Below are 19,935 nucleotides of genomic sequence, written 5' to 3'. Positions count from 1 at the left end.
TGGGCTCTAAATCGATTATATTTAGGGACCATGACTAGTGAAGCGCCTAGCCAAAGTCCGAATAGGATTTGGCGTTAGTTACTTAGATTGCTCTGCAATCAAGTAACTTTGGCGATTTACATCTTCTCCGGCGCTTCTACTCCGAGCAAACGAAGAGCTTCTTTGAGGACGACTGCGGTTGCGTAGCTGAGGGCCAGACGACTGTCGCGCTCAGGACTTTCATCTAGGATACGTGTATGTGCATAATATTTGTTAAATGCTTGAGCCAAACTAATCGCAAATTTCGCAATGATAGAAGGTTCAAAGTTATCTGCTGCACGATTGATAATACGTGGAAAGTCCTGGAGTAGCTTAATGATTTCCCAGCTTTCAGCATCGTTCAAGCTGTAGTTGCCAGCTGCATCTGGTTTGAAATCGGCTTTGCGCAAGATGGATTGGATACGAGCGTAGGCGTATTGAACGTAAGGTCCAGTTTCTCCTTCAAAGGATACCATAGCTTCAAGGTCGAAGTCATATCCATTTGTACGGTCGGTCTTAAGATCATAGAACTTGATAGCCCCAACTCCAACAGCGTGGGCAACCTGGTCTTTATTTTCTAACTCAGGATTTTTCGCCTCGATTTGGGCCTTGGCACGACTAACAGCCTCAGCGATAGTCGGTTCTAGCAAGATGACATTTCCTTTACGAGTAGAGAGTTTTTTCCCTTCTTTTGTTACCAATCCAAACGGAACATGGACAATGTCTTGGCTCCAATCGTATCCCATCTCTTGTAGTACTGCCTTGAGTTGTTTGAAGTGGGCAGATTGCTCTTGACCAACAACATAGATGGATTTTGCAAATTGGTATTCGTTTTTACGGTAGAGGGCTGCAGCCAAGTCACGTGTGATATAGAGAGTTGCACCATCAGATTTTTTGATAAGAGCTGGATGTTCAATTCCATATTTCTCAAGATTGACAACTTGAGCCCCTTCTGACTCAACAAGAAGTCCTTTTTCAGCGAGAATGTCTACAACAGCATCCATCTTATCATTGTAGAAGGCTTCTCCGTTGTAGCTGTCAAATTCGACTTGCAATTCATTGTAAAGACGGTTGAATTCCACTAAACTTTCATCACGGAACCATTGCCAGAGAGCGAGGGCTTCCTCATCTCCATTTTCCAGTTTGCGGAACCATTCGCGTGCTTCTTCATCCAAGCTAGGATCTTTTTCAGCTTCAGCATTGATGCGAACGTAGAGTTTAAGAAGTTCATCGATTGGATGCGCTTTAACGGCTTCCTCATTTCCCCATTTCTTGTAGGCAACGATCAACATTCCAAACTGTTTACCCCAGTCTCCCAAATGGTTGACCTTGACCGTTTGATAGCCGATCTTTTGGAAAATATGTGACAAGCTATCTCCGATAACCGTTGAACGCAAGTGCCCAATAGAGAATGGTTTTGCGATATTGGGACTAGACATGTCGATGACGACATTTTCTTGCTTGCCAATGGTTTGGTCGGCATAGTGTTCTTTTTCAGTGATAACATCCTGTAATACCTGAGCCGAAATAGCAGATTTATCAAGGAAAAAGTTGACGTAAGGTCCAGTAGCGACAACCTTTTCAAAGGCTTGACTATTGATTTTTTCAGCAATATCTGTTGCAATCATTTGCGGAGCTTTACGCTCGACCTTTGCTAGAGAAAAGGCAGGGAAGGCGATGTCTCCCATTTCTGAGTTTTTAGGTGTTTCCAGTAAATTTAAAATAGCCTCTTGATCCAGGCTATCAATGACGCTAGCCAACTCGCTAGCAATCAATTCTTTTGTATTCATAAGGGCTCCTTTTGGGCTTTTTTACTATTTTAACACAATTTACTACATTTTTTGAGAAAGAAAAGAATTTTTTTGAATTATCTATTTTTTTTGGTATAATGTAGTTATAAAATAAATGTAAAACTTGTTATAAATATTCACTTAAGAGGATAATATGAGAAAAAGAGAACGGCATCAATTGATTAAAAAGATGATCACCGAAGAAAAACTTGGGACACAAAAAGAGATTCAAGATCGTTTAGAAGCTCGTAATGTTTATGTGACACAAACGACTTTGTCACGTGATTTGCGTGAAATCGGCTTGACCAAGGTTAAGAAAAATGATATGGTGTATTATGTACTAGCAAATGAGACAGATAAGATTGATTTAGTTGAGTTTTTGTCTCATCATTTAGAAGGAGTTGCAAGAGCAGAGTTCACCTTAGTACTTCATACCAAACTTGGGGAAGCTGCAGTCTTAGCAAACATTGTAGATGCAAACAAGGATGAATGGATTTTAGGAACGGTTGCTGGTGCTAATACCTTATTGGTTATTTGTCGAGACCAGCACGTTGCCAAGCTGATGGAAGATCGTTTGCTAGATTTGATGAAAGATAAATAAGGTCTTGGGAGTTGCTCTCAAGACTTATTTTTAGCAAGGAGAGACGGAAAATGGCAACAGAAAAGCTATCACCCGGCATGCAACAGTATGTGGATATTAAGAAACAATACCCAGATGCTTTTTTGCTTTTTCGGATGGGTGATTTTTACGAGTTGTTCTATGAAGATGCAATTAATGCAGCGCAAATTTTAGAAATTTCCTTAACGAGTCGGAATAAAAATGCAGAAAATCCGATACCCATGGCGGGTGTCCCCTATCATTCTGCCCAGCAGTATATCGATGTTCTGATTGAGCAGGGCTATAAGGTAGCCATAGCCGAACAGATGGAAGATCCCAAACAAGCGGTTGGTGTTGTCAAGCGAGAGGTGGTCCAGGTCATCACACCTGGAACGGTCGTCGATAGCAGTAAGCCAGATAGTCAGAATAATTTCTTGGTTTCCTTAGATCGCGATGGAAATCAGTTTGGTCTGGCTTATATGGATCTGGTGACGGGTGACTTTTATGTGACAGGTCTATTAGATTTTACGTTGGTTTGTGGGGAAATCCGTAACCTCAAGGCTCGAGAAGTGGTGCTGGGTTATAACTTGTCTGAGGAAGAAGAACAAATCCTCAGCCGTCAGATGCATTTGGTGCTTTCCTATGAGAAGGAAGGCTTTGAGGATATTCATTTACTGGATCCACGACTGGCAGCTGTGGAGCAAGCGGCAGCTAGTAAGCTCCTCCAGTATGTTCACCGTACCCAGATGCGAGAATTGAACCATCTCAAACCAGTTATCCGCTATGAAATTAAAGATTTCTTACAGATGGACTATGCGACCAAGGCTAGTCTGGATTTGGTTGAGAATGCCCGTTCAGGCAAGAAGCAAGGCAGTCTTTTCTGGCTTTTAGATGAAACCAAAACAGCTATGGGGATGCGACTCTTGCGTTCTTGGATCCATCGTCCTTTGATTGATAAGGAGCGAATCATCCAACGTCAAGAGGTGGTGCAAGTCTTTCTTGACCACTTCTTTGAGCGTAGTGATTTAACGGACAGTCTCAAGGGTGTTTATGATATCGAACGTTTGGCTAGCCGAGTTTCTTTTGGCAAGACCAATCCAAAGGATCTCTTGCAGTTGGCGACCACCTTATCTAGTGTACCACGGATTCGTGCGATTTTAGAAGGCATGGAGCAGCCTGCTCTGGGCTATCTTATCGCACAGTTGGATGCCATTCCTGAGTTGGAGAGCTTGATTAGCGCAGCGATTGCTCCTGAAGCTCCTCACGTGATTACGGAAGGTGGCATTATCCGTACGGGATTTGATGAGACCTTGGATAAATACCGCCGAGTGCTCAGAGAAGGGACCAGCTGGATTGCAGAGATTGAGGCTAAGGAGCGGGAAAACTCTGGCATCAGCACGCTCAAGATCGACTACAATAAAAAAGATGGTTACTATTTCCATGTGACCAATTCGCAACTGGGAAATGTTCCAGCCCACTTTTTCCGCAAGGCAACGCTGAAAAACTCGGAACGCTTTGGGACAGAGGAGTTAGCCCGTATCGAGGGAGATATGCTGGAGGCGCGTGAGAAGTCAGCCAACCTAGAGTATGAAATCTTTATGCGCATCCGTGAGGAAGTCAGCAAGTACATCCAGCGTTTGCAGGCTCTAGCCCAAGGAATTGCAACGGTTGATGTCTTGCAAAGTCTCGCAGTTGTGGCTGAAACCCAGCATTTGATCAGACCTGAGTTTGGAGAGGATTCACAAATAGATATCCAAAAAGGGCGCCATGCTGTCGTCGAAAAGGTTATGGGAGCTCAGACCTATATTCCTAATACGATTCAGATGGCAGAAGATACCAGTATTCAGCTAATTACAGGGCCCAACATGAGTGGGAAGTCAACCTACATGCGCCAGCTAGCTATGACGGCGGTTATGGCCCAGCTAGGCTCGTATGTGCCGGCAGAAAGTGCGCATTTGCCTATCTTCGATGCTATCTTTACCCGTATCGGAGCAGCAGATGACTTGGTTTCAGGTCAATCAACCTTTATGGTGGAGATGATGGAGGCCAACAATGCCATTTCGCATGCGACCAAGGACTCCTTGATTCTCTTCGATGAATTGGGACGGGGAACGGCAACTTATGACGGGATGGCTCTGGCCCAGTCCATCATCGAATACATTCATGAACATATCGGAGCCAAGACCCTCTTTGCGACCCACTACCATGAGTTGACCAGTCTGGAGTCCAGTTTGGAACACTTGGTTAATGTCCATGTGGCAACCTTGGAGCAGAATGGGCAGGTCACCTTCCTTCACAAGATCGAACCAGGACCAGCTGACAAATCCTACGGTATCCACGTTGCTAAGATTGCTGGTTTACCAGAAGAACTTTTAGCAAGGGCGGATAAGATATTGACTCAACTGGAGAATCAAGGGACGGAAAGTCCTGCTCCAATGAGACAAACAAGTGCTGTTACTGAACAGATGTCACTCTTTGACGCGCCTGCAGAGCATCCTATCCTAGCAGAATTAGCTAAACTGGATGTGTACAATATGACACCTATGCAGGCTATGAATGTCTTGGTTGAGCTCAAACAAAAATTATAAAAAGGACCCCACTCATGTGTTTGTGAGTGGGATTTTTCTCTATTACTTTTTATGAGCCAAGAGTTGATTGATGTGGTCTACTTTTTTAGCTTCTCTTTTATAGAGAATAACCCAGATGATAAGGTAGACGATTGCAAACTCTGGAATGAGTTGGAGATAGAAGGTCCAGTGGAAGGGGAACCAACCAGCCAGAGTTGCTAGTGGAACAAAGCCAGCCAGCATAAGGAAGAAATGGGAAAGTGTGGCACGGAGCAAGCTCCAATCACGGCTGAATAAACGACCACCAAAGCTAAAGAGAACACCGATAGCTGACCAGATGATCATACAGTAGAGCAAGACCAAGGCACCGTGAACCTGATGTTGAGCCATCGCTTGGCCGATAAGAGACTCGGGGCTTAGTGGGGTATAGGTATTTGGTGCATAAATGAGTGAAAAGAGGATAGAGAGGATGAGGCCGATAAGTACACCAGCGGCTGCATCGTGAAAGATTTGTTTTTTCATAGTTCTAATTTCTCCTTGATGGTTTTTAGGTAACGGTGTGAAGAGTAGGTGAAGCTTTCGTTTTTTAAGAAAATTTCAACCAGACCATTGGGCGTGAGCTTGAGATGAGAGATAGCGTCAATATTAACGATTTCTGATTGGGAAATTTGGATAAAAGTGGTCGGCAGAATGTCAAGAACTTGATAGAGTCGTAAATCAATGCTGTAGGTCTGACTGGCAGTTTCTGCTAGAACCTTTCGATTCTCGATATAGAAGCGTTGTATCTTATAAATCTTAACTAGGTAGACCTGATCATCAATCTTTCCTTTGATTGTTTCTTTTTGGTCAAGATTTTCTGCGAACTCGATGACTTTCTGGACTTTTTCGGTCGGCTGAGGAGTTTGGACAATCAGCTTTTCCTCCTCGTAAGTCTCCTTAATCTGTAGTTCTACTTTCATAAATTTCTCTCCTTTTCAGTTATACAAGGTTAATCTCACTTCTTGTACACCTTTATTAATACTCTTCAAAAATCAAATTCAAACCACGTCAGCGTCGTCTTGCCGTACTAAAGTACTGTCTGCGCCTAGCTTTCTAGTTTGCTCTTTGATTTTTATTGAGTATACCACTATTTTACGACCCATGGCAAGAGCTTTTGTCTATGTGGAGAGATTTGGAGTCTATGTGGTATTTGCTTTTTCTGATAGTATCTGAAATATGGTATAATAGCACTAATCAATTTCTAGGAAAATAGATACAGAAAGGGGCTGAAAGATGTCTCGTATTATTGAATTGCCAGAGGTGCTGGCAAACCAGATCGCGGCAGGAGAGGTCATTGAACGTCCTGCCAGTGTAGTCAAAGAGTTGGTAGAAAATGCTATTGACGCGGGCTCTAGCCAGATTATCATTGAGATTGAGGAATCAGGTCTAAAGAAGATTCAAATCACAGATAATGGTCATGGAATTGCCCACGATGAGGTGGAATTGGCCCTGCGTCGCCATGCGACCAGTAAGATAAAAAATCAAGCAGACCTTTTTCGGATTCGGACGCTCGGTTTTCGTGGTGAGGCCCTGCCCTCTATCGCTTCTGTCAGTGTTCTGACTCTGTTGACGGCGGTGGATGGTGCGAGTCATGGGACCAAGCTCGTTGCGCGTGGGGGTGAAGTTGAGGAAGTCATCCCAGCGACTAGTCCTGTGGGAACCAAAGTTTGTGTGGAGGACCTCTTTTTCAATACACCAGCTCGTCTCAAGTATATGAAGAGCCAGCAGGCGGAGCTGTCTCATATCATTGATATTGTCAACCGTCTGGGCCTTGCTCATCCTGAGATTTCTTTTAGTTTGATTAGTGATGGCAAGGAAATGACACGAACAGCTGGTACGGGTCAACTACGCCAAGCTATTGCTGGAATTTATGGCTTGGCGAGTGCCAAGAAGATGATAGCCATTGAGAATTCGGATCTAGACTTTGAAATTACAGGTTTTGTGTCCTTGCCTGAGTTGACTCGAGCTAATCGCAACTATATCAGCCTCTTCATCAATGGTCGATATATCAAGAACTTCTTGCTCAACCGTGCTATTTTGGATGGTTACGGAAGCAAGCTTATGGTAGGGCGTTTTCCACTGGCTGTCATTCACATCCATATTGACCCCTATCTAGCTGATGTCAATGTGCATCCAACCAAACAAGAAGTGCGGATTTCTAAGGAAAGAGAACTGATGGCGCTGCTTTCAGAAGCTATTTCAAATAGTCTCAAGGAACAAGCCTTGATTCCTGATGCTTTAGAAAATCTTGCCAAGTCGACCGTGCGCAATCGTCAAAAGGTGGAGCAGACCATTCTCCCGCTCAAAGAAAATACGCTTTACTATGAAAAAACGGAGGTAACTAGAGCCAGTCAAGCTGAGGTGGCTGATCATCAGGTTGAATTAACTGAGGAAGGGCAGGATTTAACCTTGTTTGCCAAGGAAACCTTGGAGCAACTGACCAAGCCAGCAAAACTGCATTTTGCAGAGAGAAAGCCTGTCAGCTATGACCAACTAGATCACCCAGAGTTAGATCTTGCCAGTCTCGATAAGGCCTATGACAAGCTGGAGCGAGAAGAAGCATCCAGCTTTCCAGAGTTGGAATTTTTCGGGCAAATGCACGGGACCTATCTCTTTGCCCAAGGTCGAGATGGACTCTATATCATTGACCAGCATGCGGCTCAGGAACGGGTTAAGTACGAGGAATACCGTGAAAGCATCGGCAATGTTGACCAGAGTCAGCAACAACTTCTAGTGCCCTATATCTTTGAATTCCCAGCAGATGATGCCCTTCGTCTCAGGGAAAGAATGCCTCTCTTAGAGGAAGTGGGTGTCTTTTTAGCAGAGTACGGAGCCAACCAGTTTATCCTACGTGAACATCCTATTTGGATGGCAGAGGAAGAAATCGAGTCTGGTATCTATGAAATGTGTGATATGCTGCTCTTGACCAAGAAAGTTTCGATCAAGAAATACCGAGCAGAGTTGGCTATCATGATGTCCTGCAAGCGGTCTATCAAGGCCAACCATCGTATCGATGACCACTCAGCCAGACAGCTCCTTTATCAGCTTTCTCAATGTGACAATCCCTATAACTGTCCACATGGCCGTCCTGTTTTGGTGCATTTTACCAAGTCGGATATGGAAAAGATGTTCCGACGCATTCAGGAGAATCATACCAGCCTCCGAGAGTTGGGGAAATACTAAACCTTATAGAAAATCAAACAGCCCTAGTTATAAAACTAGAGCTGTTTTGAATTTTTGAGCTGAACTTGTGTTCCAGCAAGCAAATCAGCTGGATGACGTTTGTCCTTGCGAAGGAGTCCCATCAGCAGAAAAATCAAGAAGAGAATCCCTGCTGAGGTTGACAAGAAAATTGACAGAGCATCTGCTTGATAAGCACTACGAATAGCTCCCATATGTCCCAACTGCCAAGGGAAAAACTTGATAGCAGAGCGCAAAAGGCTGTGGGAAAGGCTCCTATGCTTGTAAATCAGCTGTAAACCTGCCCAACGCTTGCCAAAACTTCCTTTTCTATAGTCGAGCCAAGCAAAGATGATAGTTAGGGGCAGAACCGAGCTAGAAAAAGCCAGAAGTTGGCTCTGGGCTTCAGTGAATACGGGAACGCCTCCTAGAACTAGATTGTAAAAGCCCATAGCTAGTAAAAATAAAGAAATGAGGTAGCCCGAGATAAAGAGCCAGTCTCCAATCAGCTCTTTCAGACGAGTTTTGATAGGTATGGGATTGTCAGTTTTTAGTTTCATCTTTAGCACCTTCTTTCTTAAAATCATCAAGGCATATAACCTTGTCCAGATACTTTTGCTTAATCTTTAGCGCCTTGTTAATAGCAATTGCAGAAGCGATTAAGAGAACGAAGGTTAGCCAGATCAAAGCGGTGAATTCGGCTGGAAAACTAGAACCGGCTAAAAAGAGATAGATAGCCAGAGCCAATACGAAAATATAAATCACTTGCCAAAGACCAAAGGATTTAACCTCTTTATAGTAGTTGTCCTTGTCTTCCTCCAAAATCACTGCCGTTGAAGATTTTTCAGAGTTTTCATCCAGTAAGAGATAGTCAGTTGTCACTTGAAAAATCTTGCTTAATTCAATAATTTTTTCGATTTCAGGAAGTACTTGTCCAGACTCCCATTTGGAGATGCTTTGCCGAGAAACATTGATTTGTTCTGCTAGTTTTTCTTGGGACCAACCTTTTTCCTTTCTGAGCTCAAATAGTTTTTCTGCGAGTTTCATTATTCTATCCTCCTTTTTCTACTTCTATCCTAACAATTTTTACTTATTATGAGAATACAATCTCCTGTACTATTTGTCAACCAGAGGTTGCACTTGTGTTTGCAGTTTTCAGCAAAAAAATATGATATACTAGGTAAGAAAAAGCGAAGAAATTATGAAAAAGGAATGAAAGATGAAAGAATTTTTTGCCCTCCCCAAGCAAATTCAAATGCGGGAATGGATGAGCTTTGTAGCACGGATTTTAGAGAGTGCCATTACTCCTTTTATGGCCATGTACTATGTTCAATATTTTGGAGCCTTTTGGGCGGGGTTATTGATGATCACAACCAAACTCATTGGTTTTTTAGCTGGGCTGTATGGTGGACATTTGGCGGATCTTTGGGGACGTAAGAAAGTCATTGACTGGGGAAACTTTGGTCTTGCGAGTGGCTACTTTCTTGTGCTGCTGGCAAATATGCCTAATCATATTTTTCCCTTTTTGACTTTTGTCGGAATGTTGCTGGCAGAGACCGCAGGAACTTTCTCTTGGCCGGCTATTGATGCGATGATTATTGATTTGACCGACGAGCAAAATCGCCGTTTCGTTTATACGATTAGTTATTGGTTTGTCAATGTATCCGTTATGTTAGGAGCAGGGCTTGCAGGTTTCTTTTACGACCACCATTTTTTTGAGTTGCTTCTGGTTTTGACGGTGATTAGCTTCTTGAATTTTTTCCTCGCTTGGAAATATTTTTCAGAAAGCAAGCCAGCTAATCTGGTCTTTGAGCATGGTAGCAGTCCTTTGGCAACTGTGAAAAATTATGTTTCTGTTTTTCAGGACAAAATTTTCCTACTTTATACGTTAGGGACTGTATTTAATGGAGTTATCTGGTTGCAAATTGACAATTATATACCCGTTCATTTGAAAGAGTCATTCATCGCGAGTAGTATTTTCGGTATTCATATTTCAGGAGCTAAGATGCTCAGTATCATGGTCTTTATCAATACCCTGATTATTGTTTGCTTCATAACGACTGCCAATCGTTTGACCAAGGAAATGAAGCTCATACCGCAGTTTTTATTGGGAAGTATTATCTTTGACTTGGGTATGCTTTTCACCATTGTCTTCAGGAGTTTCTGGGCTCTGTTTTTGCTAGCCATTCTCTATACTATGGGGGAACTCATCTGCATGCCGCCAAGCCAAGTTTTGCGGGCGGAAATGATGAATGAGAATAAGCTCGGAACCTACTCAGGTTTCCTTAATATGGCGCAGCCTTTAGCGTCTATTTTAGCGGGGGCGATGATTTCTATCAGCGCTGCAACAGGTGCTGTAGGTGTTTGGCTCGTTTTTATTGTGTGTGCAGTACTTGGGTTGCTTCTTATCATCAGAGCAGCGCATTTACAAGGAATTGCAAATCAATTATAGAAAGTGAAAATTATGTACGAATATCTAAAAGGAATCATTACCAAAATCACTGCTAAATATATCATCCTTGAGGCAAATGGTATCGGTTATATCTTGCATGTAGCCAATCCCTATGCCTACTCAGGTCAGGTCAATCAAGAAACTCAGATTTATGTGCACCAAGTTGTTCGTGAGGATGCCCATCTGCTCTACGGTTTTCGCTCAGAAGATGAGAAAAAGCTCTTTCTCAGTCTGATCTCGGTCTCAGGGATTGGTCCTGTGTCAGCTCTTGCTATCATCGCAGCTGATGACAATGCTGGCTTGGTTCAAGCGATCGAGACTAAGAACATCACCTACTTGACCAAGTTCCCTAAAATTGGCAAGAAAACAGCCCAGCAGATGGTGCTGGACTTGGAAGGCAAGGTAGTCGTGGCTAGTGATGACCTTCCTTCCAAGGTCGCAGTGCAAACCAGCGCTGAAAACCAAGAACTGGAAGAAGCTATGGAAGCCATGCTGGCACTGGGCTACAAGGCGACTGAACTTAAGAAAATCAAGAAATTCTTTGAAGGAACGACGGATACAGCAGAGAACTATATCAAGTCGGCCCTTAAGATGTTGGTCAAATAGGAGTATAATATGCCAAAACGCTGTGGTTGGGTAAAAATGAATAATCCCTTATATGTAGCCTATCATGATGAGGAGTGGGGGCAACCCCTTCATGATGACCGCGCTCTTTTTGAACTGCTCTGTATGGAGACTTATCAGGCTGGTCTGTCTTGGGAAACGGTACTCAACAAACGCCAGGCTTTCCGAGAAGCATTTCATGGCTATCAAATTCAAGCGGTCGCGGAAATGACAGATGGGGAGTTGGAAGCCTTGTTAGAGAATCCAGCCATCATCCGAAATCGTGCCAAGCTCTTTGCGACACGCTCCAATGTCCAAGCATTTTTACAAGTTCAGGAAGCATATGGCTCCTTTGATGCCTATCTCTGGTCTTTTGTTGAGGGAAAAACGATCGTGAATGATGTTCCTGACTATCACCTAGCACCTGCTAAAACAGCCTTGTCTGAAAAGTTGTCTCAAGATCTCAAAAAACAAGGCTTCAAGTTTACAGGTCCAGTCGCAGTTTTGTCTTTTCTACAGGCGGCAGGCCTGGTTGATGACCACGAGAATGATTGCGAGTGGAAAAACGGAAATTAGTGAGTCCAAGCGTCTAACTATCTGAGAAAATAGAAAAAGCTGAGAAAATTATCTCAGCTTTTTGATTATATGCTAGTAACTTTTATAGTGCAGTAAGAAATGTCAGTCCACCTAAGACAACGCCAGCTGAGTTTGGAATAATTAGTATCCAATCCTTCTTAGGCTCTTTTGTCCATCCGTAAATAACCCAAATTAAACAAGATACTGCTGCGGATAAAGGCTGGAATGGTTGAGCTTTGTTGCCTTGTAAATTGGCAAAAATTTGTGGGATGTAGGCGATAAATACAATAATCCCGATAAAGGCTCCAATTGAACCGACAATTTGATTTATTTTTTGTTTAGTCATATACACCTCCTCTAAAAAGATATCATAGAAATAAGCAAAATGCAATAAATTCAGACACAAATTGTAACGAAAATCAATACCAAAGCACAAAAATGGAGAAATTGTTTATTTTTTGTTATAGTCAAAGCGAATGACTTGCTTCTGTGTATCCACATAAGCGTGAACGCCAAAGGGTACAATGGCTCTTGGTGTGGCGTGACCGACATTCAGATTATAGACAATCGGGATATTGCTGTCAATGATATCCAATAGTGCTTCCTTGTAGTCGTCATAGAAGGTTTCATCCATTGGCTTTCCGACCAAGAGTCCACTGATAACCCCAAATATCCCCGTGTCCTTTAAAGTCCGCAACATTTTTTTGAAATCATCAGGTTCAGGCTTTTCTTCGCTTGTTTCTAGCAAGAGAATCTTTCCTTCCCAGTCACATAAGTCAGGGAAGAGTCGGTACTCTTGGCAGAGGTCCGTGCTGTCTGCGTATCGAGAATTGTCAAAGATATCATAGAGGGACTCAAGGCAACCACCGAGAATTTCTCCCTCAAACTGGGTATTTCCTTGTAACAAGTCAAAACCAGTATTTGCATGACTGACACGAGCTGTTCCCAGAGCCTTGTGACTAAAATCAGTCCGTTCCTCATACCAAAGGTCGCTAGGGCGGATTTCTGAGATTTTTCCTGTTTCGATCAGTTCTTTAAAGTAGTGGAGGCTATAGGATAACATCTCCTTGTCCAATTCACAAATGTCTGCTAGAAAGGATTGCCCATAAAAAGTCTTGATTCCTAGTTTATGCAACATAAGATGGTTCATGGTTGTATCCGAGAAACCGAGAAAAATCTTTGGTTTGATAACCTTTTGTAGTTGGTCATTTTCAAAAAGATAAGGTAGCAAACGATAGGTATCATCCCCACCGATGGCGCATAGGATCATGTCGATGCTATCATCAGAAAAGGCCTGCATCAAATCCTCTGCACGTGCTTCAGGATGGTCCTTGATAAAGTCTAACCCTTTTAGTGAATGGGGCAGAAAGACAGGATTGAGTCCCAAATCCTTGAGACGTTGAATACCCAAATCGACTTCGTGTTTGACAAAATCCTCTCCGATAACACCACTAGACAAACTAACAATACCAATAGTAGAAACCATATCTCATCCTCCTAGAAATAGATTGATACTCTTCGAAAATCAAATTCAAACCACGTCAGCTTTGCCTTGCCGTGTCTATGTTACTGACTTCGTCAGTTCTATCTACAACCTCAAAGCAGTGCTTTGAGCAACCTGCGGCTAGCTTCCTAGTTTGCTCTTTGATTTTCATTGAGTATGAGCCTATTCTATCACAAAAGATGAGAGAAAACTACAAGAATGAGACTCAGAAGTGCTATTGGATCTCAAGAAAGCAAGAAAAAAGCAACCGCTAGTGCAGTTGCTTATCGTTTTACTAATCTGTAATCTCACTAGATATGAGTTACTTGGTTAACTCTTGATTATAGGAGAGGGCTAAATCAATCCAGTAAGGAAGTTCTTTTTGACCTTCAATATCTAGGTCTATATAGCCATGATAAGGTCGCCCTCTCATCAATGTAGTACGAGCTCCTGTTCGGGGTAGAACTTGCTTTTCCATTTCTTTGCCAATTCTCACCATAACCAGCTCGTCTTTTCTGGAACTGACTGTAAGGACCATTTTCCCACGAATCATAAAGGCCAGGCCACCAAACAGTTTCTTTTCTTCTAACTCTTCTTCGAAAATTTGGGGAGGAAGTTTGAGTGCTAGAATTTTTCGAATCTGCTGAGCTAAAGATTGACTATATGCCATAGCTGTTCACTTTTCTTAATAACGTGATGGGCCCGCGCTTGCACTTCGGATATTGAAGCGTTTCTTGAGATAGAAGCGAAGGGCGAGAAGTGCTGCTCCTAGAATAGCCAAAGGCAATGGAGCAAGGACTGGATTGAGGTTTGCTGGTAGGAAGCTTGTTGCAAAGAAGACAACCAACCAAAGGACCATAGAGGCCAGGATGACGAGGATTGATTTCCAGAATGGAGGACGTTGGCTACGATCTGTGTCTGGTCCATAATACTGGTAGACAAAGTAGTACATCAAGTAGAAGGCAAGTCCCCCTACAAGTCCAACCAACAAGAGGGTAATCACCCCATAGCCAATAGCCTGATCTGTAGAGAAGAAGGTAGTCAGAGCGCTAACCAATGCAAAGAGACTGGTGATAAAAAGAGCGGAGTCCATAATCATGAGTTTTGGATCGTCATTTTCTTTTGGATGCTCTTTTTCGTATTGCTCCTTGACAGTGAAGCTATGAGCCCAGTGGGTTGGAGCCCCGTAGAGGGAACGAGCGGTCGTCCCTTTGGCCTGCTCTTCAAGGATTTTAGGAATGACTTCCTCAAAGACAGCCTTGATTTCAGCGTCTGTTTTACCATCTTTGATAAATTGTTGGGTAGCGATGTGGATAAACTCTTGGTTTTTCTTAGTTAATTTTTGTAAATCAATCTGAGACATAGGGATTCCTCTTAGAACCATTTTTTGTGGATGAGATAGAGAGTGAGCGAAACACTCATTGCAAAGGCGATAAAGACGATTAACCAGAAGGCGTGTGGTTCACCGTTCAAAGGGATTTCATTATCCTTGAAGTTCATACCATAGGCTGAGAAGATCATGGTTGGGACAGACATAACGATGGTCACGAGAGCCAGGGTTTTCATGATGTTGTTCTGGTTGTTGGAAATGATAGAGGCAAAGGTCTCTGTCATAGAGTGAAGGACATTTCCATAGATATCTGCCATCTCGATGGCCTGTTGGGTTTCAATCAGAGTGTCTTCGAGTAGGTCTTCGTCTTCTAGGTATTTCTTGATATTGCTGGTTGCACTGGTCAATTTCTTAATCACGCGTTCGTTCGTCTTAAGTGAGGCCTTGAAATAGACGATGGTCTTTTCCAATTCCATGAGCTCGATCAGCTCTTCGTTTCGAGTAGACTTGTGAAGTTGACTTTCGATCTGTTCACTCTTGCGGTCGATCGAACGAAGGGCCGTAAGGTAAAGTTCGGCGTTGCGGTAGAGAATCTGGAAGATAAAGCGTGAACGCATGAAGGTGTAAAAGTTGCGCAGTCTACGGTTGATAAAGACATCGAGAACGGGGAGGGATTCCAAGCAGGTGGTGATAATGGTTTCCTCGGTGATGATAATCCCCAGCGGAATCGTAACGTAGTAGGTACGATTGTTTCTTTCTTCTGTGATGGGAACGTCCACGATAATCAAAGTGTACTCATCTTCGATGGTAATACGGGACATTTCTTCCGCATCGAGCGGTGCTCGAAGGTCGGCAATGTCAATGTCGAAGGCGTTAGCGATTTCCAACGATTCATTTTGTGTAGGATTGACGAGGTTGATCCAAGTACCCGGTTCAAGCGTGTCGATCTCTTTAAATTCCGTTGTTGTTGAGAGAAAAACTTGTTTCATATCCCCTATCCTTTCCTACTATTCAGTGATTCATTTTTTGCACCGTACTATTATACTATAAAAACAGCTTTTTGGGTAATAGAATTTCACATTTTTTGGTATAATGGAAAGCAATAATGGACTAGAAAGAACAAAGATGCAAGATAAAATTGTGATTCATGGGGCACGTGCCCATAACTTAAAAAATATTGATGTGGAGATTCCGCGAGACAAGCTGGTTGTTGTAACAGGCTTGTCAGGTTCTGGGAAATCCAGTCTAGCTTTTGATACCCTTTATGCGGAGGGGCAGCGTCGTTATGTAGAGAGTCTATCAGCTTATGCCCGTCAGTTCTTGGGTAACATGGAAAAACCAGATGTGGATGCCATTGATGGTCTCAGCCCAGCTATTTCCATCGACCAGAAAACGACTAGTAAAAACCCTCGTTCGACCGTGGGAACGACGACTGAAATCAATGATTATCTGCGTCTCCTCTACGCACGTGTGGGGACGCCTTACTGTATCAACGGGCATGGGGCTATCAAGGCTTCTTCTGTGGAGCAAATTGTGGATAAGATTTTGGTGTTGCCAGAACGCCAACGTCTGCAGATTTTGGCCCCTGTCATCCGCAAGAAAAAAGGTCAACACAAGAGTGTCATTGAAAAGATTCAGAAAGATGGCTATGTTCGTGTCCGTGTGGACGGGGAGGTCTATGATGTAACCGAAGTGCCAGAGTTGTCTAAGAGCAAGCAACATAATATCGATGTTGTGGTCGACCGTATCGTCATCAAGGAGGGCATTCGTAGCCGTCTCTTCGACTCAATCGAGGCTGCCCTTCGTATCGCAGAAGGCTATGTGATTATCGACACCATGGACGATTCTGAGTTGCTTTTCTCTGAGCACTATGCCTGTCCAGTTTGTGGTTTTACCGTACCAGAGTTAGAGCCTCGTCTCTTCTCCTTCAATGCTCCTTTTGGTTCTTGCAGTGAGTGTGACGGTTTGGGTATCAAGTTAGAGGTGGATATTGATTTGGTAGTGCCAGATGCCAGCAAAACGCTACGTGAGGGGGCTTTGGCACCTTGGAATCCTATCTCATCTAACTACTATCCAAACATGCTAGAGCAAGCCATGACAGCCTTTGGAGTGGATATGGATAAGCCCTTTGAGGACTTGTCAGAAGAAGATAAGAACTTGATTCTCTACGGCTCGGATGGCAAGGAATTCCATTTCCACTATGAAAATGAATTTGGTGGTGTGCGCGATATTGACATTCCTTTTGAGGGAGTTGTCAATAATATCAAGCGTCGTTACCATGAGACTAACAGTGACTACACCCGTACCCAGATGCGTCTCTACATGAATGAGCTGACTTGTGGAACCTGCCACGGCTACCGTCTCAACGATCAGGCCCTGTCTGTCCGTGTTGGTGGGGAGCAAGGGCTACATATCGGTGAAATCTCAGATTTGTCTATCGCAGACCATTTGGAGTTGGTGAGCCAGTTGACCTTGTCTGAAAATGAAGCCATTATTGCTCGTCCCATTCTCAAGGAAATCAAGGATCGCTTGACCTTCCTCAATAACGTGGGGCTTAACTATTTGACGCTGTCACGTTCGGCAGGAACCCTGTCAGGTGGGGAGAGTCAGCGAATTCGCTTGGCGACTCAGATTGGGTCCAACCTCTCAGGTGTCCTCTATATATTGGATGAGCCGTCCATTGGTCTCCACCAGAGGGATAATGACCGCCTGATTGCTAGTCTGAAAAAGATGCGTGACTTGGGCAATACTCTCATCGTGGTGGAACACGACGAAGATACCATGCGCGAGGCGGATTATCTGATTGATGTTGGTCCGGGTGCTGGTGTTTTTGGTGGAGAGATTGTCGCTGCAGGAACGCCCAAGCAGGTGGCTCGCAACAGCAAGTCTATCACAGGCCAGTACTTATCAGGAAAGCGAGCGATTCCAGTACCAGAAGAGCGCCGTGCCGGAAATGGTCGTTTTATCGAAGTGACAGGTGCGCGTGAGAACAACTTGCAAAATATCACTGCTCGCTTTCAGCTAGGAAAATTCATCGCGGTGACAGGTGTATCAGGTTCAGGGAAATCGACCTTAATCAACAGCATCCTCAAAAAAGCTATTGCCCAGAAGCTCAACCGCAATTCAGACAAGCCTGGTAAATTCAAGACCATCACAGGGATTGAGCATGTAGACCGTTTGATTGATATTGACCAGAGCCCCATTGGACGGACGCCGAGGTCCAACCCGGCTACCTATACGGGAGTTTTTGACGATATACGTGACCTCTTTGCCCAGACAAATGAAGCTAAGATACGAGGCTATAAGAAGGGCCGTTTCAGTTTCAACGTCAAGGGTGGTCGTTGCGAAGCCTGCTCAGGTGACGGGATTATCAAGATCGAGATGCACTTCTTACCAGATGTTTATGTTGCCTGTGAAGTCTGCCACGGAACCCGCTACAACAGTGAAACCCTTGAAGTTCACTACAAGGAAAAAAATATCTCGCAGGTCTTGGACATGACCGTCAACGATGCGGTGGAATTCTTCCAACATATTCCGAAAATTCAACGTAAACTCCAGACCATCAAGGATGTAGGGCTGGGCTATGTAACGTTAGGACAACCAGCTACCACCCTTTCAGGTGGAGAAGCCCAGCGTATGAAGTTGGCTAGTGAACTCCACAAACGCTCGACTGGAAAATCCTTCTACATTCTGGATGAGCCAACGACAGGGCTTCATACCGAGGACATCGCTCGCTTGCTTAAAGTCTTGGCTCGCTTTGTTGACGATGGAAATACAGTCCTCGTCATTGAGCACAATCTGGATGTCATCAAGACGGCAGACCATATCATCGATTTGGGACCTGAGGGCGGTGTCGGTGGTGGAACCATCATCGCAACAGGAACCCCAGAAGAAGTAGCGGCCAATGAAGCCAGCTACACAGGACACTATTTGAAAGGAAAGTTACATCATGAATAAACGTGTGCAAGCATTTCTAGCTAAAATGCAAGAAAAAGAACTAGATGGTATCATCATCAACAACCTTAAAAACGTCTATTATTTGACTGGTTTTTGGGGTTCAAATGGAACAGTCTTTATCAGCCGTGACCGTCAGATTTTGGTGACAGACTCTCGTTATATCATTGCAGCTAAGCAAGAAGTGACAGGGTTTGAAATTGTGGCTGATCGTGACGAATTGGCCGTTATTGCAGGCATTGTTAAGGATATGGGTTTGTCTCGCGTTGGTTTTGAGGACGAGATTTCGGTTTCTTATTACCACCGTATGCAGGCAGCTTTTGCAGGTTTGGACTTGCTTCCACAGACTCAGTTTGTTGAAGCACTTCGTATGATTAAAGATGAGAAAGAGATTGCGACTATTCGTAAGGCATGTTCTATCTCAGACCAAGCTTTCCGTGATGCACTTGACTTTATCAAATCAGGAAAAACTGAGATCGAAATTGCCAACTTCCTTGATTTCCGCATGCGTGAGCTAGGAGCAGCAGGCTTGTCTTTTGATACCATTTTAGCAAGTGGAATCAACTCTTCTAAACCTCACGCCCACCCAATGCACAAGCCAGTAGAACTAGGCGAAGCAATCACCATGGACTTCGGCTGTCTCTACGACCACTACGTCAGTGATATGACACGGACCATCTATCTAGGACATGTCAGCGACGAGCAAGCAGAGATTTACAATACGGTTCTGAAAGCCAACCAAGCTCTGATTGACCAAGCTAAGGCTGGCTTAGGTTTCCGTGACTTTGACAAAATCCCTCGTGATATTATCATCGAGGCAGGCTATGGCGACTACTTTACCCACGGTATTGGACACGGTATCGGACTGGATATCCACGAAGAACCCTACTTTAGCCAAACTTCCAAAGAAGTCATTAAATCTGGTATGGTCTTGACTGATGAACCGGGTATTTATATTGAAGGTAAATATGGCGTTCGTATTGAAGATGATATCTTAATTACAGATAACGGTTGCGAATTGTTGACTCTAGCGCCGAAGGAATTAATTGTTATTTAAGAAAATTAAGATAAATCATTGACTTTTATATTTTAAAGGTTTATACTGATAGACGAAAACGGTAGGTGAGGCTACCATAGGGATACGGATGACTACCGCAAAGCAGTGGAGACACTACTCGTTGGTCAACAGTCCTGGTCGCGAAGGCCAAGACTAAGCTCATTACATCGCCCTATGGAGTTAAAGCTTGAACGAAAAAACAGATAATTAGTTTTTTAATCCTGCCATTTTATGGTGGGATTTTCTACTGTTTTAAGAAAAAGAAAGGAGAAAAACGATGCAAATTGA

Annotated in this window: 18 protein-coding genes and 1 riboswitch; of the genes, 8 read left to right on the top strand and 10 right to left on the bottom strand. The window is 43.6% G+C overall.

The annotated features are described in order from the left end of the window. Positions 1–116: 116 nt before the first annotated feature. A complete protein-coding gene (gene argS / locus A6J84_RS07055) occupies positions 117–1,808 on the bottom strand; it encodes an arginine--tRNA ligase (RefSeq protein WP_001092733.1) in 1,692 nt (563 codons plus the stop codon). 154 nt (positions 1,809–1,962) lie between these two features. Here argS and argR point away from each other — a divergent pair, with 154 nt between their 5' ends. Continuing rightward, positions 1,963–2,409, top strand: a complete 447-nt coding sequence (argR, locus tag A6J84_RS07050; protein ID WP_001231483.1) for an arginine repressor — start codon at positions 1,963–1,965, stop codon at positions 2,407–2,409. 50 nt (positions 2,410–2,459) lie between these two features. Further along, positions 2,460–4,994 carry a DNA mismatch repair protein MutS gene (mutS, locus tag A6J84_RS07045; RefSeq protein WP_063645815.1) on the top strand — a complete coding sequence of 845 codons (2,535 nt, stop codon included), beginning with the start codon at positions 2,460–2,462 and terminating at the stop codon, positions 4,992–4,994. A gap of 42 nt (positions 4,995–5,036) precedes the next feature. Here mutS and A6J84_RS07040 read toward each other — a convergent pair whose 3' ends face one another. Then, a complete protein-coding gene (locus A6J84_RS07040; RefSeq protein WP_000743977.1) occupies positions 5,037–5,495 on the bottom strand; it encodes a DUF3021 domain-containing protein in 459 nt (152 codons plus the stop codon). Continuing rightward, positions 5,492–5,932 (bottom strand): LytTR family DNA-binding domain-containing protein, encoded by a 441-nt coding sequence (locus tag A6J84_RS07035; protein WP_095726316.1) that lies wholly within the window; start codon positions 5,930–5,932, stop codon positions 5,492–5,494. Before A6J84_RS07035 ends, A6J84_RS07040 begins: the two co-directional genes overlap by 4 nt. A 313-nt stretch (positions 5,933–6,245) precedes the next feature. Between A6J84_RS07035 and mutL the strand changes: the two genes are divergently transcribed. Continuing rightward, on the top strand, positions 6,246–8,195 hold the full coding sequence (mutL, locus tag A6J84_RS07030; protein WP_095726315.1) for a DNA mismatch repair endonuclease MutL: 1,950 nt from the start codon (positions 6,246–6,248) through the stop codon (positions 8,193–8,195). Positions 8,196–8,230: 35 nt separating this feature from the next. On the opposite strand, the gene A6J84_RS07025 is transcribed toward mutL, so the two are convergent. Both A6J84_RS07025 and A6J84_RS07020 read right to left on the bottom strand, forming a co-directional pair. Beyond that, entirely contained in the window at positions 8,231–8,752 is a 522-nt protein-coding gene (locus A6J84_RS07025) for an RDD family protein (RefSeq protein ID WP_000769794.1), read from the bottom strand. Beyond that, on the bottom strand, positions 8,736–9,239 hold the full coding sequence (locus tag A6J84_RS07020) for a helix-turn-helix domain-containing protein (protein WP_000761364.1): 504 nt from the start codon (positions 9,237–9,239) through the stop codon (positions 8,736–8,738). Before A6J84_RS07020 ends, A6J84_RS07025 begins: the two co-directional genes overlap by 17 nt. Positions 9,240–9,411: 172 nt before the next feature. On the opposite strand from A6J84_RS07020, the gene A6J84_RS07015 reads away from it, so the two are divergent. From A6J84_RS07015 to A6J84_RS07005, 3 genes are read left to right on the top strand one after another with little or no spacing between them, the layout of a single operon-like run. Continuing rightward, positions 9,412–10,644 carry an MFS transporter gene (locus tag A6J84_RS07015; protein WP_000657470.1) on the top strand — a complete coding sequence of 411 codons (1,233 nt, stop codon included), beginning with the start codon at positions 9,412–9,414 and terminating at the stop codon, positions 10,642–10,644. A gap of 12 nt (positions 10,645–10,656) precedes the next feature. Further along, complete coding sequence (gene ruvA / locus A6J84_RS07010; protein ID WP_000273401.1) at positions 10,657–11,250, top strand: Holliday junction branch migration protein RuvA; 594 nt, start codon at positions 10,657–10,659, stop codon at positions 11,248–11,250. Between the two features lie 9 nt (positions 11,251–11,259). Continuing rightward, complete coding sequence (locus A6J84_RS07005; RefSeq protein WP_001126060.1) at positions 11,260–11,823, top strand: DNA-3-methyladenine glycosylase I; 564 nt, start codon at positions 11,260–11,262, stop codon at positions 11,821–11,823. An 82-nt stretch (positions 11,824–11,905) separates the two neighbouring features. Here the strand turns inward: A6J84_RS07005 and A6J84_RS07000 are convergent, their stop codons facing one another. The 5 genes from A6J84_RS07000 to A6J84_RS06980 all read right to left on the bottom strand — a co-directional run bounded on the left by A6J84_RS07000 (position 11,906) and on the right by A6J84_RS06980 (position 15,625). Further along, on the bottom strand, positions 11,906–12,169 hold the full coding sequence (locus tag A6J84_RS07000) for a SemiSWEET family transporter (protein ID WP_000166112.1): 264 nt from the start codon (positions 12,167–12,169) through the stop codon (positions 11,906–11,908). Positions 12,170–12,274: 105 nt separating this feature from the next. Then, positions 12,275–13,309, bottom strand: coding sequence for a S66 peptidase family protein (locus tag A6J84_RS06995; protein WP_095726313.1), 1,035 nt, complete (start codon positions 13,307–13,309; stop codon positions 12,275–12,277). Positions 13,310–13,628: 319 nt separating this feature from the next. Next, positions 13,629–13,976, bottom strand: a complete 348-nt coding sequence (locus A6J84_RS06990) for a TfoX/Sxy family protein (RefSeq protein ID WP_007520826.1) — start codon at positions 13,974–13,976, stop codon at positions 13,629–13,631. Positions 13,977–13,991: 15 nt separating this feature from the next. After that, positions 13,992–14,669 (bottom strand): DUF1129 domain-containing protein, encoded by a 678-nt coding sequence (locus tag A6J84_RS06985; RefSeq protein WP_000077999.1) that lies wholly within the window; start codon positions 14,667–14,669, stop codon positions 13,992–13,994. Positions 14,670–14,680: 11 nt separating this feature from the next. Continuing rightward, positions 14,681–15,625 (bottom strand): magnesium transporter CorA family protein, encoded by a 945-nt coding sequence (locus tag A6J84_RS06980; protein WP_000815620.1) that lies wholly within the window; start codon positions 15,623–15,625, stop codon positions 14,681–14,683. Between the two features lie 136 nt (positions 15,626–15,761). On the opposite strand from A6J84_RS06980, the gene uvrA reads away from it, so the two are divergent. Beyond that, on the top strand, positions 15,762–18,593 hold the full coding sequence (gene uvrA / locus A6J84_RS06975) for an excinuclease ABC subunit UvrA (protein WP_095726311.1): 2,832 nt from the start codon (positions 15,762–15,764) through the stop codon (positions 18,591–18,593). Further along, on the top strand, positions 18,586–19,647 hold the full coding sequence (locus A6J84_RS06970) for a M24 family metallopeptidase (RefSeq protein ID WP_095726310.1): 1,062 nt from the start codon (positions 18,586–18,588) through the stop codon (positions 19,645–19,647). Before uvrA ends, A6J84_RS06970 begins: the two co-directional genes overlap by 8 nt. A gap of 55 nt (positions 19,648–19,702) precedes the next feature. Beyond that, a riboswitch (M-box (ykoK) riboswitch) is annotated at positions 19,703–19,854 on the top strand. The last annotated feature ends 81 nt before the right edge of the window (positions 19,855–19,935 follow it).

It is taken from the genome of Streptococcus sp. FDAARGOS_256, assembly GCF_002289235.2.
GTDB lineage: Bacteria > Bacillota > Bacilli > Lactobacillales > Streptococcaceae > Streptococcus.
The sequence above is the reverse complement of the archived record's forward strand: the minus strand, read 5'-3'. Positions and strand labels throughout refer to the sequence as shown.

Excerpts from the sequence above, each read along its gene's own strand:
- A6J84_RS06970 (WP_095726310.1), top strand. The coding sequence starts at position 18,586 with ATGAATAAACGTGTGCAAGCATTTCTAGCTAAAATGCAAGAAAAAGAA.
- ruvA (WP_000273401.1), top strand. The coding sequence starts at position 10,657 with ATGTACGAATATCTAAAAGGAATCATTACCAAAATCACTGCTAAATAT.
- A6J84_RS06995 (WP_095726313.1), bottom strand. The coding sequence starts at position 13,309 with ATGGTTTCTACTATTGGTATTGTTAGTTTGTCTAGTGGTGTTATCGGA.
- A6J84_RS06980 (WP_000815620.1), bottom strand. The coding sequence starts at position 15,625 with ATGAAACAAGTTTTTCTCTCAACAACAACGGAATTTAAAGAGATCGAC.
- mutL (WP_095726315.1), top strand. The coding sequence starts at position 6,246 with ATGTCTCGTATTATTGAATTGCCAGAGGTGCTGGCAAACCAGATCGCG.
- argS (WP_001092733.1), bottom strand. The coding sequence starts at position 1,808 with ATGAATACAAAAGAATTGATTGCTAGCGAGTTGGCTAGCGTCATTGAT.
- uvrA (WP_095726311.1), top strand. The coding sequence starts at position 15,762 with ATGCAAGATAAAATTGTGATTCATGGGGCACGTGCCCATAACTTAAAA.
- A6J84_RS07035 (WP_095726316.1), bottom strand. The coding sequence starts at position 5,932 with ATGAAAGTAGAACTACAGATTAAGGAGACTTACGAGGAGGAAAAGCTG.
- A6J84_RS07020 (WP_000761364.1), bottom strand. The coding sequence starts at position 9,239 with ATGAAACTCGCAGAAAAACTATTTGAGCTCAGAAAGGAAAAAGGTTGG.
- argR (WP_001231483.1), top strand. The coding sequence starts at position 1,963 with ATGAGAAAAAGAGAACGGCATCAATTGATTAAAAAGATGATCACCGAA.
- A6J84_RS06985 (WP_000077999.1), bottom strand. The coding sequence starts at position 14,669 with ATGTCTCAGATTGATTTACAAAAATTAACTAAGAAAAACCAAGAGTTT.
- A6J84_RS07025 (WP_000769794.1), bottom strand. The coding sequence starts at position 8,752 with ATGAAACTAAAAACTGACAATCCCATACCTATCAAAACTCGTCTGAAA.
- A6J84_RS07040 (WP_000743977.1), bottom strand. The coding sequence starts at position 5,495 with ATGAAAAAACAAATCTTTCACGATGCAGCCGCTGGTGTACTTATCGGC.
- A6J84_RS07000 (WP_000166112.1), bottom strand. The coding sequence starts at position 12,169 with ATGACTAAACAAAAAATAAATCAAATTGTCGGTTCAATTGGAGCCTTT.
- A6J84_RS06990 (WP_007520826.1), bottom strand. The coding sequence starts at position 13,976 with ATGGCATATAGTCAATCTTTAGCTCAGCAGATTCGAAAAATTCTAGCA.
- mutS (WP_063645815.1), top strand. The coding sequence starts at position 2,460 with ATGGCAACAGAAAAGCTATCACCCGGCATGCAACAGTATGTGGATATT.
- A6J84_RS07015 (WP_000657470.1), top strand. The coding sequence starts at position 9,412 with ATGAAAGAATTTTTTGCCCTCCCCAAGCAAATTCAAATGCGGGAATGG.
- A6J84_RS07005 (WP_001126060.1), top strand. The coding sequence starts at position 11,260 with ATGCCAAAACGCTGTGGTTGGGTAAAAATGAATAATCCCTTATATGTA.